Source organism: Streptomyces sp. NPDC018263 (assembly GCF_055562575.1).
Window position 1 is genome coordinate 1 of record NZ_JBVHFA010000009.1, and the last position, 16,125, is coordinate 16,125.

Consider the following 16,125-nt stretch of genomic DNA (forward strand, 5'->3'; position numbering starts at 1 on the left):
GTCCCAGTCGATGACTGGAGACGGGGTTATCAACATATCTGGCGTTGACTTTTAGCACGCTGTTGAGTTCTCAAGGAACGGTCGCTTCCTTTGTAGTCACCCTCTCGGGCTTTCCTCCGGGCTTCCCTTCGGTGTTTCCGACTCTATCAGATCTTTTCCGATCCGATTTCCTCGGCGCTTTCCAGGTTTTCACTTCGGCGTTTCCGCTTCCGCGTTTCCCTTTCGGCGGTCCAAACTCTAGCAGGGTTTTTCCGTGTCCCTGACCAGTCGTTCGCAAGCATGCGAGAACTGATCCCGAGATAGGATCTGACGAGTTTGGGTGCTGCCGAGGGTGAGCGCGCTGTCGCGCCGCCCGGTCTCAGGCAGGACGATGACTGTACACAAGTCCGGGCGACAACGCAAACCCCCGAGGATGGTGGTCTAGACCACTAGCTGCTAACTTCTCTGGGGAACCGCCACCTACCCCACTCATCGGGAGGCCCCCCATGACCCACGTGACGTCCCCCCTCGCCGGACGCGCCATCGGACTGGCCAACGTGCCCGATCCGGTCTTCTCCGGGGCCATGGTGGGCCCCGGTACCGCGATCGACCCGGTGCGCGAGCCCTCCGAGGTCGTGTCGCCCGTGGACGGCGTCGTCGTCTCCCTGCACCCGCACGCGTTCGTCGTGGTCGACGAGAGCGGGCACGGTGTGCTCGTCCACCTCGGTATCGACACGGTCCAGCTCAACGGCGAGGGCTTCGAGCTGCTCGTGAACAAGGGGGACACCGTCGCACGCGGCCAGGCCGTGGTGCGCTGGGACCCGGCCGCGGTCGAGACCGCCGGCAAGTCACCCATCTGTCCCGTCGTCGCGCTGGAGGCGACGGCCGAGTCCCTCGCCGAGCTGCGCGAGACCGGCGACGTGAAGACCGGCGACAGCCTCTTCTCCTGGTCCTGATCTCCTTGTCCTGACGGCTCGGCCGTCCTACGGCATGTACGACAACCAACGCGGCGGCGGCGGCCGCCGCATTAGCGGAGACGGTGAGATGGAGACAACGCTGCGAGGCGTCGGTGTGAGCCACGGTGTGGCGATCGGCGAGGTCAGGCACATGGGCACGGCGGTGCTCGAGCCGCCGGCCAAGCAGATCCCGGCGCAGGACGCGGAGCGCGAGCAGGGCCGTGCCCGGCAGGCCGTGGACGCCGTGGCCGCCGACCTGACGGCGCGCGGCAACCTGGCCGGCGGCGAGGCGCAGGCCGTGCTGGAGGCCCAGGCGCTGATGGCCCAGGACCCCGAGCTGATGTCGGACGTGGAGCGGCGGATCGCCGTGGGCAGCACCGCCGAGCGCGCGGTGTACGACGCGTTCGCGGCGTACCGCGAGCTGCTGGCCAACGCGGGTGAGTACCTGGCCGGGCGGGTGGCCGACCTGGACGACGTGCGCAACCGCATCGTGGCGCGGCTGCTCGGGGTGCCGATGCCGGGTGTGCCGGACAGCGACCACCCCTATGTACTGGTGGCCCGCGACCTGGCTCCCGCCGACACCGCGCTGCTGGACCCGGCGCTGGTGCTGGGTTTCGTGACTGAGGAGGGCGGGCCGACCAGCCACAGCGCCATCCTGGCGCGGGCGCTCGGGGTGCCGGCGGTGGTCGCGCTGCCCGGTGCCGGTGAGCTGGCCGAGGGCACGGTGATCGCGGTGGACGGCAGCTCGGGCGACATCTTCGTGAACCCGACCGGGGAGACGACGGCCCGGCTGGAGTCGGCCGCCGCCGAGCGGAAGGCCGCGCTGGCCGCGTCGAGCGGTCCGGGTGTGACGGCGGACGGGCACAAGGTGCCGCTGCTGGCCAACATCGGTGGTCCGGCGGACGTGCCGGCCGCGCTGGAAGCCGGGGCCGAGGGTGTGGGTCTGTTCCGTACCGAGTTCCTGTTCCTGGACGACAGCAAGAACGCGCCGTCCGAGGAGAAGCAGGTGACGGCCTACCGGCAGGTGCTGGAGGCGTTCCCCGAGGGCCGGGTCGTGGTGCGGGTGCTCGACGCGGGTGCGGACAAACCGCTGGAGTTCCTGACGCCGGCGGACGAGCCGAACCCGGCGCTCGGTGTGCGGGGTCTGCGGACGCTGCTGGACCACCCGGAGGTGCTGCGGACGCAGTTGACGGCGCTGGCGAAGGCCGCCGAGGGGCTGCCGGTGCACCTGGAGGTCATGGCGCCCATGGTGGCGGACCGTGCCGACGCCAGGGCGTTCGCGGATGCCTGCCGGGAGGCGGGGCTGCGCGCGAAGTACGGCGCGATGGTGGAGATCCCGTCGGCCGCGCTGCGAGCGCGGTCGATCCTGCGGGAGGTCGAGTTCCTGTCGCTGGGCACCAATGACCTCGCGCAGTACACGTTCGCCGCCGACCGGCAGGTGGGTGCGGTCTCGCGGCTCCAGGACCCGTGGCAGCCCGCGCTGCTCGACCTGGTCGCGCTGTCCGCCGAGGCGGCGCGGGCCGAAGGCAAGAGCTGCGGGGTGTGCGGTGAGGCCGCGTCCGACCCGGTGCTGGCGTGTGTGCTGACGGGTCTGGGGGTCACCTCCTTGTCGATGGGCGCGGCGTCGATCCCGTATGTGCGGGCCACGCTGGCGAAGCACACGCTGGCGCAGTGCGAGCGGGCCGCGGCGGCCGCGCGTACGGCGGACAGCGCGGACGAGGCGCGGGCGGCGGCTCAGGCGGTGCTGTCCGGCGAGTAGCCGGTTCCCGCTCGCACGTACGTGTTCGTGGTGGTCAGGGGCGTCCCATCCTTCGGGTGGGGCGCCCCTGGCGCGTTTCAGTGGTGGTGTCCCCGGTCCTGGTCGTCGTCCGTGAGGTCGGGGGCGGCGCGGTAGTCGACGCCTGATTCGGGGGCGATGAGGTCGCCGGTGTCGATGTCGGTGCAGTAGGCGTCGAAGACCTCGGAGGCGGTGAGCGGCTGGAGGTGTCCGGCACGCAGGCGCCAGCCGTGGACGCGGTCGGGGCGGTCCGGTGCGCTGACCCGGATGACGAGTCCGCCGGGGCTGCGGGTGGCGAGGCCGAGGGCGAGGACGCTGGTGAATTCGAGTGCTTCGGCCTGGTCGGGTTCGGCTGCGCCATGGGCGTCGGCGTCGGCGTGGAGGACGGCGACGAGGGTCTCGGGCGGGCCGGCGACGCTGCACACGAGGTGCTGGGCGCCCGGTGGCGCGGTGTGAAGGACGCGGGCGAGGAGGGCGGAGGCGCGGATGAAGGCGGCGCGGCCGATGTCCTCGCCGCAGGTGGCGCAGGGGCCGAGGCGGGTCAGGAGGGTGGTGGCGTACTCCCAGGTGGCCTGGCGTACGGCTTCGCCGACGAGGGCGGGGAGGAGTGCGCTGAGGGGTTCGCCCTCGTAGGGGATGGTGGGGCCGAGGGCGGCGAGTTCGGCGGTGAAGCGGCCGCGGCTGGCGGGGGCTTCGGGGTCGAGTCCGGTGGCGGTGCAGAACTCGGCGTACTCGTCGGGGTCGAAGAGGGCGAGTGCGGTGTGACTGCCCTGCGCGGCGCGGGTTTTGAGGACGGCTTCCATCTGGCGCAGGTAGGTGGTGTGGTCGTCGAAGGTGAAGCTGCGGTAGCGCCGCATGGCGCGGAAGTCGTGTTCGTCGGTGAGCAGGCCGACGGTGCCCGCGATCTCGCGGCGCAGGACGCGTCGCATGGTCTGGTGGTCGGTGCGTGCCATGGTGTTCCCCCGTTGTGTGCGCTGTCGATCAGTGCTCACTCACCGTAACCGGGGGCACTGACAACGGGGTCGGGCGGAGCCGGTCGCGGACCAGGCGGTGCTGGATTGCGCAGGTCAGGGCGATGGTGGTGCCGAGGGCGGTCCAGCCGAGGGGGCCGAGGGTGAGGGCGGCGGTGACGGCGAGGGGGCCGAGGGAGCGCTGGGTGGCCTGGGCGAGGCCGTGGACGCCGAGGTAGGTGCCCTGGGCGTCGTCGGGGGCGAGGGCGACGGAGAGTTCCCAGGAGACGGTGGCGTGCAGCATCTCGGCGAGGGTGAAGAGGGTGGCCGAGGCGGTGAGCAGGCAGGTCGCGCGGACCGGGTCGCCGGTGGCGGAGAGGGTCATGGCGAGGCCGCCCAGGGCGAAGAGGGCGGAGAGCGGGAGGAGGAGCCGGCGGGACGCCTCGGTGGTGGCGCCGAAGCGGGCGAGCGGTACTTGGAAGGCGACGACCAGTGCGCTGTTGAGCACGAGCAGCAGGGGTGCGAGGCCGTGCGGGACGCCTTCGGTGTGGGCGATCCAGAGCGGCAGGCCGATCTTGAAGTAGGTGTCGTCGAGGAAGAGCACGGTCTCGGTGCCTACGTAGGCGAGGTAGGTGCGGTCGCGCCAGGGGGTGCGGGGGCGGGCGCGGGGTGCGTCCTCGGCGGTGGCGGCGACACGGCTCGCGGAAGGGGGTTCGGCGCAGGTGAGGGTGAGGAGGGCGACGAGGACGAAGGAGAGCGCGTCGCCGGTGAGGAGCCAGCGGTAGGCGGTGGTGGTGCCGAGGGTGAGGGCGGCGGCCGCGGCGAGGCCGCCCAGGGCCCAGCCTGCGTTGGCGGCGGTGCGGTTGACGGCCTGGTAGCGGACGCGCTCGGGTCCGGCGACACGGGTGGCGTAGAGCTTGGTCAGGATGCTTGCGGCGCGGTCACCGAGGGCGCCGAGGGCGGAGTAGGTCACCAGCAGGCCGTAGTGGTCGGTGGTGAGGAGGGCGAACGAGGCGACGGCGCGCAGGAGTTGGAGTGCGAGCAGGACGTGGGTGAGCCGGAAGCGGTCGGCGAGGCGGCCGCCGAGGGGCGCGCCCGCTATGCCGAGGGCGCCGGCGACCGCGGCGAGGGTGCCGACCTGGGCGGCGGAGAGGTGGGAGACGTAGGTGAAGTACAGGACCGAGACGGAGGCCCACAGGCCGCTGCCGATGCGGTCGAGGAGGTTGACGGCGAGCATCCGGCGTCCGTCGCGGCCTCCCGGAATTCGTGCTCGGTGGTCGGCTGCTCCGGGCTTCGCGGCCACGGCTCCCCCTTGCCTCGTTTTATGTACTGATACATAATCAGCTACGTGGCAACACAATATGAGGTCAGCGGTACGACCGCCAAGGGGATTACGCGTTCCGTCGAACAGGGCGTGGCCGAGGGGGCGTTGTCGCCTGGGGCGGCGCTGCCCCCGGTACGGCGGCTCGCGGAGGAGCTGGGGGTGAGTCCGGGCACCGTGGCCACCGCGTACAAAGAGTTGCGGCGGCGCGGGATCGTGGTGACCCTCGGCCGGGGCGGGACGGTCGTGGCGGAGGCGCCCTCGGTGGCGTCCCGGCGCCCGCCCAAGGTGCCCGAGGGCCTGCGGGACCTGGCCGGCGGGCACCCCGATCCGGCGCTGCTGCCCGCCCTGGTGCCGCCCTCGCGCCTCTCCCCCGGTGTCCGCTCGCACCGCTCCGCTCCCCGGCTCGCGCGGTTGGAGGACGCGGTGCGCGAGTGGATCGGGGCGGACGGGGTGCCGGTGGAGCAGGTGACCTTCGCGCACGGGGCGCTGGACTTCGTCGGCCGGGTGCTCTCGGCCGAGCTTCGGCCGGGCGACGCCGTGGCGATGGAGGACCCCGGATATCACCATCTGCTGGACCTGGTCGCAGCGTTGGGACTGCCTACGGTGCCGGTCGCGGTGGACGGCGAGGGGATGCGCCCGGAGGAGCTGCGGGGCGCCCTGCGGGCCGGGGTGCGCGCGGTGGTGCTCAGTCCACGGGCGCAGAACCCCTTCGGCGGAGCCTTCTCGGTGGCCCGCCGGGACGCGCTGGCCGAGGTGCTGCGGGAGGCGCCGGACGTGCTGGTGCTGGAGAACGACCACGCCTCCGACATCGCCGCCGCGCCCCTGCACTCGCTGGCCGCGAGGGGTCCGGCCCGCTGGGCGCACGTCCGGACGGTGAGCAAGTTCCTCGGCACCGACCTGCGGTGGGCGGCGGCCGCGTGCGACCCGGTGACGCTGGCCCGGCACGACGGACGGCTGCTGCTGACCTCCGGCTGGGTCAGTCACCTGCTCCAGGAGACGGTGCACGGCCTGCTGACGGACGGGAGCACGCGGGAGCTGGTGGCACACGCGCGTGCGGAGTACGCCCTGCGCCGGGCCGCGCTGACCCAGGCTCTGAAAGAGCGAGGCATCCGCGCCCACGGCGAGAGCGGGATGAACCTCTGGGTGCCGGTGCGGGACGAGTCGGCCGTGGTGAACGGGCTGCGTTCGCGCGGCTGGTGGGTGGCGGCCGGGGCGCGGTTCCGGCTGGCGTCGGCGCCGGGGGTGCGGATCACCACGGCGGATCTCCAGCCGCCGGAGGCGGTGCGGCTGGCCTCGGACTTCGCGGCCGTGCTGGGCGAGTCCGAGGCCACCTACGGGGGCTGAGGCGGGGTCAGGCGCGCTTGCGGGCGAGTTGCTCGTAGAAGCCGAGCAGGGTCAGGTCGTCGATGGAGCCGGGGTTGACCGCCTTCTCCAGCGGGGTGCCCTGGAGGAGGCGTTTGACCGGGACCTCGATGCGCTTGCCGGTGAGGGTGTGCGGTACGCCGGGCACCTCGATGATCTCGTCCGGGACGTGCCGGGGCGAGAGCTGTTCGCGGATGGCCTTCTTTACGCGGTCCCGGAGGGCGTCGTCCAGGGCGGCGCCGGGGGCGAGGTGGACGAAGAGGGGCATCCAGTAGCCGCCGTCGGGCTGTTCGATGCCGACGACCAGGGATTCCTTGATCTCCGGGAGGCGCTCGACCACCTCGTAGATGTCGGCGGAGCCCATGCGGACGCCCTGGCGGTTCAGCGTGGAGTCGGAGCGGCCGTGGATGATCACCGAGCCGCGTGAGGTGACGGTGATCCAGTCGCCGTGCCGCCACACGCCGGGATAGACGTCGAAGTAGCTCTCGCGGTAGCGGCTGCCGTCGGGGTCGTTCCAGAAGCGGATCGGCATGGACGGCATGGGGTTGGTGACGACCAGCTCGCCCACCTCGTCCACCAGCGGCTCGCCGCTCGGGTCCCAGGACTGGAGGTCGGTGCCGAGGCCGGGGGCCTGGAGTTCACCGGTGTACACGGGCAGGGTGGGCACGGCTCCGGCGAAGCAGGAGCAGACGTCGGTGCCGCCGCTGACGGAGGCGATCCACAGGTCGTCGCGGACCTCGTCGTGCAGCCAGCGGAAGCCGTCCGGGGGCAGCGGGGAGCCGGTGGTGGCGACGCACTGGACGGTGGAGAGGTCGAAGTCGCGGGCCGGGTGGACGCCCGCCTTGCGGCAGGCCATGACATAGGCGGCCGAGGTGCCGTAGAGGGTGGTGCCGGTGCGTTCGGCGACGCGCCACTGGGCGCCGGTGTCGGGGTAGCCGGGGCTGCCGTCGTACAGGACGATCGTGGTGCCGGTGAGCAGGCCGGAGACGAGGAAGTTCCACATCATCCAGCCGGTCGAGGTGTACCAGAAGAAGCGGTCCTCGGGGCCGAGGTCGCAGTGCAGGCCGAGCTGCTTGAGGTGCTCGACCAGAATGCCGCCCTGGGACTGGACGATGGCCTTGGGCAGGCCGGTCGTACCGGAGGAGTACAGCACCCACAGCGGGTGGTCGAAGGGGACCTGTTCGAAGACCGGCTCGGTGTCGCCGGCCGTCAGGCCGGACCAGTCCAGGGCGCCCTCGGGGGCCTCGGTGCCGAGCAGCGGGATGTGCACGACCGCGCGCAGGGTCGGCAGTTCGCGGCGGAGTTCGGCGACGGTCTCGCGGCGGTCGTGCTCCTTGCCGCCGTAGCGGTAGCCGTCGACGGTGAACAGGACGACGGGCTCGACCTGCTGGAAGCGGTCCAGGACGCTGCGCGCGCCGAAGTCGGGCGCGCAGGAGGTCCACACGGCGCCGACGGCGGCCGTGGCGAGCAGGGCGACGACGGCCTCTGGGATGTTGGGCAGATAGCCGCTGACCCGGTCGCCGGGGCGTACGCCGAGGTCGCGGAGGCGGGCGGCCAGGGCGCCTACCTGGCGGCGCAGTTCGGCCCAGGTCACCGGGCGGGGGTCGTGGGTCTCGTCGACGTACAGCAGCGCGGGCTCGTCGGCGCGGTCGGCGGCGGCGCGCAGGGCGTGCTCGGCGTAGTTGAGGGTGGCGCCGGGGAACCACTCGGCGCCGGGCATGGCGCGGTCGCCGAGCACGCGCGCGTAGGGCGTCGAGAAGCGGACGTCGAACCACCGGGTGACGGCCGTCCAGAAGTTCTCCGGCTCGGCCACGGACCACTGGTGCAGGGCCGGGTAGCCGCCCTCGGCGGGGGCGCCGTGGTGCTCGGCGGCCCATGCCTGGAAGCGGGTGATGCGGGCACGGGCGATCCGCTCGTCGGTGGGCTGCCAGAGCGGCTGCGGATGCGCGGTGGACATGATGCGGCTCCCGGACTGTACGCGTCGTTGCGTCGTCCGCGCACGGCTGAGGGGTGCGCGGGACAGGGCTGACAGGGACGATGCCATGTGATCGACTTCGGCACCAGGGCACGCCCCCACATGGTGCGTGTGTCAACGATGTGGTCCCACCACGGTGAACGGCAGTTGAACGGCACACGCGCGTGCCGCGCACAGTGACAGGGTGAGCAGCATGGACGGTCGTGACCTGGTGCGTTCGTGGGGCGGGGTCGGCGCGGGGCGCGCCGCGCGGGGGATGCGGGCGGTGCGGGCGGCGTGGCACCGCAGGCGCAGCGACGCCGTGGGGCTGCCGCCCAGGGGCGCGGAGCGGGCGCGGGTGCCGGGCCAGGTGCGGGACGCGGAGCCGGGGCCCGGGGGCGGGGTGATCCGGTTCGCGCGCTCGGAGCTGCGGATCGTGGTGGCGGTCGGCGGGGCGGTGTTCCTCGGCTGGGACGGCGCCGGCCCGGAGCCGTCGTACGCGCTGGCCGGCGGGGCGCCCGAGGTCGATCCTCGTGCGGTGCTGGAGCCGGACAAGGACGGTGGCTGGCAGGTGGTGGCCGAGCGGGTGACCGTCGCGGTGTCCCGGTACGGGGCGGTGGAGATCCGCACGCCCGGCGGGCTCGTGCTGCGCCGGGAGCTGCCGCCGCGCTGGTGGGAGCCGCTGGGCGGGGGTGCGGCGCGCTGGACGCAGCGGGCCGAGGTGGCGGCGGACGCGCGGTTCTTCGGGCTGGGCGGGCGGACCTCGGGGCCCCGGCTGCGGGACGGCGCGTACCGGCTGTGGAACGGGGCGGTGCCCGTGGCGATGCCGGTGCAGCTCGTGGTGGCGGACGCCTCGGCGCATCTGGTGTTCCACGACACGACCTGGGACGGGACGGTGGTCCTGCGGGAGGGCGAGGGGGGGGCCGGGTCCGGGCACGACCGGGCCGGGCGCTGCGAGATACGGATGGCCGGGGGTCCGCTGCGCTGCTGGGTGATCGCGGGCACCCCCGCGCGGGTGCTGGGCGCCTGGGCGTCGCTGACCGGCGCGCCCGCGCTGCCGCCCGCCTGGGCGCTGGGACACCAGCACGCGCGGGACTTCACCGGGGAGCAGGAGCTACGCGCGATCGTCGCGGGCTACCAGGAGCGCGATCTCCCCCTGGACGCCGTGCATCTGGACGCCGGCCACCACGAGGGCGGCCGCCCCTTCAGCGTCGACCAGGACCGTTTCCCCAAGCTGCCGGTGCTGGCGGAGGAGCTGCGCCGGGACGGCGTGCGGCTGGTGTCGGCCGTCGACGCGGCGGTACGGGTGGTGCCCGGGGACGCGGTGTACGAGGGCGGCTCGGCCGTGGACGCGTTCGTGCGGGACGCGTCGGGGCGGACGGTACGGGGTGAGGGGCGGGCCGGGGAGTCGGTGTTCCCGGACTTCACGCACGCGCGGGCGCGCGCGTGGTGGGGCGGGCTCTACGAGGAGCGGCTGGAGCAGGGGTTCGCCGGCTTCTGGCATGGCGCCCACGAGCCCTCCGCGCGGGAGGCGTTGGGGGAGCCGCCGCTGCCGCGCTCGGCCCGGCACGCCCTGGAGGGGGCCGGCGGCGACCACCGGGAGGCGCACAACCTGGACGCCCTGTGCATGGCCCGTGCCGCGTACGAGGGGCTGCGCGAACTCGCGCCCGAGGAGCGGCCCTTCGTCCTCTCCCGGTCCGGCTGGGCCGGGTCGCAGCGGTACGGCGGGGTCGGGACGGGGGACGTGGGGACGGGCTGGCCGGCGCTCAGGGCGTCGCTGTCCCTGGTGCTGGGGCTCGGCCTGTGCGGGGTGCCGTACGCGGGGACGGATGTCGGCGGGCCCGGCGGTGAGGTGTCGCCGGAGCTGTATCTGCGGTGGTTCCAGCTCGGCGCGTATCTGCCGCTGTTCCGCACGCGCACGGGCGCGCGTGCGGGGCGGGAGCCGTGGGAGTTCGGGGCGGAGGTGCTGGGGCACGCGCGCGTGGCGCTGCTCGGACGGCGGCGCCTCACGCCGTACTTCGTGACGCTGGCGCATCTGGCCCGGTGGACGGGGGCGCCCGCTGTGCGGCCGGTGTGGTGGGGGGCGCCGGAGGACAGGGCGCTGCGGGACTGCGAGGACGCGTTCCTGCTGGGTGACAGCCTGCTGGTGGCGCCCGTGCTGGACCCCGGCACCGAGCGGCGGGCGGTGCGGCTGCCGAGGGGGCGCTGGTACGACACGGTCACGGAGCGGGCGTACGAGGGGCCGGGGCAGGTGCTGGTGGAGGCTCCTCGGGAGCGGATTCCGGTGCTCGCGCGCGCAGGTGCCGTCGTTCCGGTGCGGGGTGCGGACGGCGCCCTGGAGCTGGAGGTGTGGGCGCCCGCGCCGGGGCGGCCCGGGGGCGGCGCGGTGGTGCTCGACACGGGGGAGGTCGAGCGGTACGCCACCCGCTGGGACGGCACGCGCGTGGTCGTCACCCGGGAGGGGGACGGCGGCCCCGCCGAGCCGTCCCGGCCGGTGCGGGTACGGGGGCTCGGCGAGGCCGCCACCGGTCAGTAGCGGCCCTCGAACCAGGCGCGGACGGCCAGCGTGTGCAGCGGGAAGGCGAGTTCCTCGGGGCCGCGCAGCAGGTGCCAGCCCTCGGTCTCGTCGGTGGCGGCGGAGGCCGGGAGCGAGTCGGCGGAGCGTTCCGGGAGGACCCCGAAGAGGAGCAGATGGCCGCCGGGCGAGCTCATGGCGTCCACCAGCCGCAGGTCACGGGCGTCGGCCTCGATGCCGGTCTCCTCGCGCAGTTCGCGGACGGCGGCGTGCTTCCAGTCCTCGTGGTCGTCGATGAACCCGCCGGGCAGCGCGACGCCGCCGAACTGCGGGGCGACGGTCCGGGTGATGACGACCAGGGCGGCGCCGTGGGTGTCGTACACGGGCTGGAGCACGACGGCCACCGGCAGCGGGTTGCGGTAGGCGGTGGTGCCGCAGCCGGGGCAGGTGCGCGGCCAGCCGGTGACGCCGTCCCCGTAGGGGGCCCCGCAGCTCGAACAGTGGGAACCGGGGCCGGAGTTGGCGGCCGGCTGCTGAATCTCGGACACGCGCGGACTGTATCCGATCGCGGCGGGCGTGTCGCGGGGTTCCGGAGGGACGGGAGGGACGGGTGGGGCGGGTGCCCCACGGGTCAGGTGGCGAGGGCGCGGCGGCGTTCGGCGGCCAGTTCCATGGCGTGCTGGACGACGCCGATCAGCACGGCCTTGACCGATTCCCGGTCGCGGGCGTCGGTCAGCAGGACGGGCACGTCCGGGTCGAGGTCGAGCGCCTTGCGGACCGACTCGGCGGGGTAACGGGCGGCTCCCTCGAAGCAGTTGACGCCGACGACGAACGGGATCGACCGCCGCTCGAAGTAGTCGACGGCGGCGAAGCAGTCCTCCAGGCGCCGGGTGTCGGCGAGGACGACCGCGCCGAGCGCGCCCTCGGACAGCTCGTCCCACATGAACCAGAACCGCTCCTGGCCGGGCGTGCCGAACAGATAGAGCACGAGGTCGGCGCGGAGGGTGATGCGGCCGAAGTCCATGGCCACGGTGGTGGTGCGCTTGCCCTCGACGCCGTCGGTGTCGTCGATGGGCCGCCCGGCCTCGGTCAGCACCTCCTCGGTGCGCAGTGGCCGGATCTCGCTGACCGCGCCGACCATGGTGGTCTTGCCGACGCCGAACCCGCCGGCCACCAGGATCTTGAGCGTGACGGGCTCGACGGGGGGCTTGCCGCGTTCAGCTCGTCGCTCGAAGACCATCGCTCGCTTCTCCTGCTCGGTGGGTGTCGGTGGGTCGGGTACGGGTGTCGGTGTCCGTGGCACAAGGGTCGTTCGGTGGCGTGCCGTAGCCCCCGCCACCAGGGGTTTCGACGACGAGTACGTCACCGGGCGCGACCTCGGCCGAGCCGCTGGAGCCCAGGTCGGTGACCGTGCCGTCGGCGTGCTCGACCCGGTTGGCGCCGAGGGCGCCGGGTGCGCCGCCCGCCATACCGTACGGGGGGACGCGGCGGTGCTGGGAGAGGGCGGAGACGGTCATCGGTTCCAGGAAGCGGAGGCGGCGTACCGCGCCGTCCCCGCCGCGCTGTCGTCCGGCGCCGCCGCTCCCCCGCCGTACCGCGAACTCGTCCAGGCGGACGGGCAGGCGCCACTCCAGCACCTCGGGGTCGGTGAGCCGGGAGTTGGTCATATGGGTCTGCACCACATCGGCGCCCGGAAAGGTGTCGCCCGCGCCCGAACCGGAGGCGATCGTCTCGTAGTACTGGTGGTCGTCGTTGCCGAAGGTGACGTTGTTCATCGTGCCGGAGCCCTCGGCCTGGACGCCGAGCGCCGCGTAGAGGGCGCCGGTGATGGCCTGGGAGGTCTCCACGTTGCCCGCGACCACGGCCGCGGGCGCCTCGGGGGCGAGCATCGAGCCGGGCGGTACGACGATGTCGAGGGGGCGCAGGCAGCCGTCGTTGAGCGGGATGTCGTCGGCGACGAGGGTGCGGAAGACGTACAGCACGGCCGCGTGGACCACGGCGGAGGGCGCGTTGAAGTTGGTGCCGAGCTGGGCGGAGGTGCCGGTGAAGTCGATGGTGGCCCGGCGCCCGGCCCGGTCGACCCGCACCTGGACCCGGATCACGGCGCCCGAGTCGGTCTCGTAGGCGTACTCCCCGTCGTCCAGGGCGTCGATGACGCGCCGGACGGATTCCTCGGCGTTGTCCTGGACGTGCCTCATGTACGCCTGGACCACGTCGAGGCCGAACTCCTCGATCATGCGGCCCAGTTCGTCGGCGCCCTTCTGGTTGGCGGCGATCTGGGCGCGCAGGTCGGCGAGGTTGGTGTCGGGGTTGCGCGAGGGGTACGCGGCGTCGGTGAGCAGGCGGCGGGTCTCCTCCTCGCGGAGGCGGCCGTCCTCGGTGAGCGGCCAGTTGTCGAAGAGGACGCCTTCCTCCTCGATGGTGCGGCTGCCGGCAGGCATGGAGCCGGGGGCGATGCCGCCGATCTCGGCGTGGTGTCCGCGCGAGGCGACGTGGAAGAGGATCTCGGGGTCCGGCCCGCCGCCGAAGACCGGGGTGATCACGGTGACGTCGGGCAGGTGGGTGCCGCCGTGGTACGGGTCGTTGACGGCGTAGCTGTCGCCGGGCCGCATCCGCGCGCCCCGGCGGCGGACGACCTCTTTGACGCTCGTGCCCATGGAGCCGAGGTGGACGGGGATGTGCGGGGCGTTGGCCACCAGGTTGCCGTCCGGGTCGAACAGGGCGCAGGAGAAGTCCAGGCGTTCCTTGATGTTGACCGACTGGGCGGTGGACTCCAGTTGGGCGCCCATCTGCTCGGCGATGGACATGAAGAGGTTGTTGAAGACCTCCAACAGGACCGGATCGACTTCCGTGTCGGGCCGGGAACTCTCCGTGACGGCAGTCCGTTCCATCACCAGATGTCCGTGGTCGTTCGCGGTGGCCTGCCAGCCCTCGTCGACGACGGTCGTGGTGCCGGCCTCGGTGATGATCGCGGGGCCGGTGACGGTGTCGCCGGGCGGCAGGGCCTCCCGGCGGTGCAGGGGTACGTCGCGCCAGGCGCCGCCGGTGTGCAGGCGGACGGTGTCGGGTGCGGCGGGGGTGCCCTCGTAGGGGGCGAGGGCGGAGAGATCGGGGGGCGGGGTGAGGCCGGTGGCTTCCACGGAGAGGGCTTCGACGACGATGTCGCGGTCCAGGGTGAAGGTGTAGGTGGCGCGGTGGCGTTCCTCGAAGTCCCGCCGCATGGCACCGGGGTCGGTGAGGTCGACGGTGAGGGTGGTGTCGGTGCCGTCGTAGCGGAGCTGGGCGCGGCGGGCGGTGCGGATGCGGTCCTCCGGCACGTCCTCGGCGCGGAGTTCGGCGCGGGCGGCGGCCTCCAGCTCGTCGGCGGTCTCGTGGACGCCGGGCATGGCCGCCTCGGTCAGGGGTGCCTCGACGGACTGCTCGCGCATCGCCGTGGTGTCGGCGAGGCCCATGCCGAGCGCCGAGAGCACACCGGCCATGGGCGGCACCAGGACGGTGCGGATACCGAGGGCGTCGGCGACCTTGCAGGCGTGCTGGCCCCCGGCGCCGCCGAAGGTGGTGAGGGCGTAGCGGGTGACGTCGTGGCCCTGCTGGACGGAGATCCGCTTGATCGCGCCCGCGATGTTGGCGACCGCGATGCGCAGGTATCCCTCGGCCGCCTGCTCGGGGGTGCGGTCGTCGCCGGTGGCCTCGCGGATCTCGCGGGCCAGCGCGGCGAAGCCGTCCCGGACGGCGGTGGCGTCCAGGGGCTGGTCGCCACCGGGGCCGAAGACGGCCGGGAAGTGGTCGGGCTGGACACGGCCGAGCATGACGTTGGCGTCGGTGACGGTGAGCGGGCCGCCCGCGCGGTAGCAGGCCGGACCGGGGTCGGCTCCGGCCGAGTCGGGGCCCACCCGGTAGCGGGAGCCGTCGAAGTGGAGCACGGAACCGCCGCCCGCCGCGACGGTGTGGATGTCCAGCATGGGGGCGCGCAGCCTGACGCCCGCGATCCGGGTGGTGAAGACCCGCTCGTACTCCCCGGCGAAGTGGGAGACGTCGGTGGAGGTGCCGCCCATGTCGAAGCCGATGACACGGTCGTGCCCGGCCAGTTCCGACATCCGGGCCATGCCGACGATGCCTCCGGCGGGCCCGGACAGCACGGCGTCCTTGCCCCGGAACTGCCCGGCCTCGGTGAGCCCGCCGTTGGACTGCATGAACATCAGCCGCGCGTCCCGCAGTTCGTCGGCGACGTGCCGGACGTAGCGGTGGAGGACGGGCGAGAGGTAGGCATCGGCCACGGCGGTGTCCCCGCGCGGGACCAGCTTCATCAGCGGGCTGACCTCGCTGGACAGCGAGACCTGCGGGAAGCCGACCCGCTCGGCCAGCTCGCCCACGGCCCGCTCGTGGCCGGGGTGGAGGTGGCTGTGCAGACAGACGACGGCGACCGCGCGGATGCCGTCCTCGTACGCGCGGCGCAGTTCCCCCTCCAGGGCGGCCAGGTCGGGGGCGCGCAGTTCGGTGCCGTCGGCGGCGATCCGCTCGTCCACCTCGACCACGCGCTCGTAGAGCTGCTCGGGCAGCTCGATGTGGCGGGCGAAGAGGTGCGGGCGGTTCTGGTAGCCGATCCGCAGGGCGTCGCGGAAGCCGCGGGTGATCACCAGCAGGGTGCGCTCCCCCTTGCGCTCCAGCAGCGCGTTGGTGGCGACGGTGGTGCCCATCCGGACCGCCTCGACGGGCTCCGGGGAGCCGCCGAGCAGGTGGCGGACGCCCGCCACGGCCGCGTCGGCGTACCGGGCGGGGTTGTCGGAGAGCAGCTTGTGGGTGAGCAGGCCGCCGTCGGGGCGGCGCGCGACGATGTCGGTGAAGGTGCCGCCCCGGTCGACCCAGAACTCCCAGCCTGTCACGTCACTACCCCGCTTCCGCGCTGGTCACAGCGCCCGGAGGCCGTCGATCACGTCGCGCAGGATACTCTCGTCCGGCAGCTCGGCCGGGGGCACCGGACGCGTCACATGGACGAGTTCGGCGTGCACGAGGTCCCCGATCAGGACGCGTACAACTCCTACGGGCAGGTCGAGTCCGGCGGCGAGTTCGGCGACCGACTGCGGTTCGTCCCGGCAGCGGCCGACGATCTCCACGTGCTCCGGCGCCAGCGTCGGGTCGTCCTCGGGGTCGCCGGCGTCCGGTTCGGTGACGACGACCGCGATCAGGTCGAGGACGTGCTGGCCGGGGCTGCTGGTGCGGCCACGTGTCATGGCGTACGGGCGGACGACAGGGCCCGCCTCGTCGTCGAACCAGTGGCCGCCGTTTCTCTGACCCTCTCCGCTCATGT

11 protein-coding genes are annotated in these 16,125 nt (G+C 73.3%); 4 read left to right on the forward strand and 7 right to left on the reverse strand.

The annotated features are described in order from the left end of the window. Window positions 1-485 precede the first annotated feature (485 nt). Window positions 486-935: a PTS sugar transporter subunit IIA gene (locus tag ACZ3HQ_RS24980; RefSeq protein ID WP_135787980.1), complete on the forward strand. Its 450-nt coding sequence runs from the start codon at window positions 486-488 to the stop codon at window positions 933-935. A gap of 88 nt (window positions 936-1,023) precedes the next feature. After that, complete coding sequence (gene ptsP / locus ACZ3HQ_RS24985) at window positions 1,024-2,694, forward strand: phosphoenolpyruvate--protein phosphotransferase (RefSeq protein ID WP_467514204.1); 1,671 nt, start codon at window positions 1,024-1,026, stop codon at window positions 2,692-2,694. Window positions 2,695-2,771: 77 nt separating this feature from the next. On the opposite strand, the gene ACZ3HQ_RS24990 is transcribed toward ptsP, so the two are convergent. Beyond that, window positions 2,772-3,665, reverse strand: a complete 894-nt coding sequence (locus ACZ3HQ_RS24990; RefSeq protein ID WP_467514207.1) for a hypothetical protein — start codon at window positions 3,663-3,665, stop codon at window positions 2,772-2,774. A gap of 28 nt (window positions 3,666-3,693) precedes the next feature. Next, complete coding sequence (locus ACZ3HQ_RS24995; protein ID WP_467514210.1) at window positions 3,694-4,965, reverse strand: MFS transporter; 1,272 nt, start codon at window positions 4,963-4,965, stop codon at window positions 3,694-3,696. A 45-nt stretch (window positions 4,966-5,010) separates the two neighbouring features. Between ACZ3HQ_RS24995 and ACZ3HQ_RS25000 the strand changes: the two genes are divergently transcribed. Then, the gene (locus tag ACZ3HQ_RS25000) at window positions 5,011-6,330 is read left to right on the forward strand and encodes an aminotransferase class I/II-fold pyridoxal phosphate-dependent enzyme (protein WP_467514212.1); all 1,320 of its coding nucleotides are present in this window, start codon (window positions 5,011-5,013) and stop codon (window positions 6,328-6,330) included. A gap of 7 nt (window positions 6,331-6,337) precedes the next feature. Here ACZ3HQ_RS25000 and ACZ3HQ_RS25005 read toward each other — a convergent pair whose 3' ends face one another. Beyond that, on the reverse strand, window positions 6,338-8,305 hold the full coding sequence (locus tag ACZ3HQ_RS25005) for an acetoacetate--CoA ligase (protein ID WP_467514214.1): 1,968 nt from the start codon (window positions 8,303-8,305) through the stop codon (window positions 6,338-6,340). 211 nt (window positions 8,306-8,516) lie between these two features. On the opposite strand from ACZ3HQ_RS25005, the gene ACZ3HQ_RS25010 reads away from it, so the two are divergent. Further along, a complete protein-coding gene (locus ACZ3HQ_RS25010) occupies window positions 8,517-10,838 on the forward strand; it encodes a glycoside hydrolase family 31 protein (protein WP_467514760.1) in 2,322 nt (773 codons plus the stop codon). Here the strand turns inward: ACZ3HQ_RS25010 and ACZ3HQ_RS25015 are convergent. The 4 genes from ACZ3HQ_RS25015 to ACZ3HQ_RS25030 form a co-directional block, all read right to left on the reverse strand. Beyond that, the gene (locus ACZ3HQ_RS25015; protein ID WP_467514215.1) at window positions 10,832-11,365 is read right to left on the reverse strand and encodes an NUDIX domain-containing protein; all 534 of its coding nucleotides are present in this window, start codon (window positions 11,363-11,365) and stop codon (window positions 10,832-10,834) included. The genes ACZ3HQ_RS25010 and ACZ3HQ_RS25015 overlap by 7 nt on opposite strands. A gap of 83 nt (window positions 11,366-11,448) precedes the next feature. After that, window positions 11,449-12,057, reverse strand: coding sequence for a GTP-binding protein (locus ACZ3HQ_RS25020; RefSeq protein ID WP_356432181.1), 609 nt, complete (start codon window positions 12,055-12,057; stop codon window positions 11,449-11,451). After that, window positions 12,035-15,700, reverse strand: a complete 3,666-nt coding sequence (locus ACZ3HQ_RS25025) for a hydantoinase B/oxoprolinase family protein (protein WP_467514218.1) — start codon at window positions 15,698-15,700, stop codon at window positions 12,035-12,037. Before ACZ3HQ_RS25025 ends, ACZ3HQ_RS25020 begins: the two co-directional genes overlap by 23 nt. Window positions 15,701-15,724: 24 nt before the next feature. Then, complete coding sequence (locus ACZ3HQ_RS25030; RefSeq protein ID WP_467514220.1) at window positions 15,725-16,123, reverse strand: DUF742 domain-containing protein; 399 nt, start codon at window positions 16,121-16,123, stop codon at window positions 15,725-15,727. Window positions 16,124-16,125 lie beyond the last annotated feature (2 nt).

Excerpts from the sequence above, each read along its gene's own strand:
- ptsP (WP_467514204.1), top strand. The coding sequence starts at position 1,024 with ATGGAGACAACGCTGCGAGGCGTCGGTGTGAGCCACGGTGTGGCGATC.
- ACZ3HQ_RS24980 (WP_135787980.1), top strand. The coding sequence starts at position 486 with ATGACCCACGTGACGTCCCCCCTCGCCGGACGCGCCATCGGACTGGCC.
- ACZ3HQ_RS25020 (WP_356432181.1), bottom strand. The coding sequence starts at position 12,057 with ATGGTCTTCGAGCGACGAGCTGAACGCGGCAAGCCCCCCGTCGAGCCC.
- ACZ3HQ_RS24990 (WP_467514207.1), bottom strand. The coding sequence starts at position 3,665 with ATGGCACGCACCGACCACCAGACCATGCGACGCGTCCTGCGCCGCGAG.
- ACZ3HQ_RS25010 (WP_467514760.1), top strand. The coding sequence starts at position 8,517 with ATGGACGGTCGTGACCTGGTGCGTTCGTGGGGCGGGGTCGGCGCGGGG.
- ACZ3HQ_RS25030 (WP_467514220.1), bottom strand. The coding sequence starts at position 16,123 with ATGAGCGGAGAGGGTCAGAGAAACGGCGGCCACTGGTTCGACGACGAG.
- ACZ3HQ_RS25005 (WP_467514214.1), bottom strand. The coding sequence starts at position 8,305 with ATGTCCACCGCGCATCCGCAGCCGCTCTGGCAGCCCACCGACGAGCGG.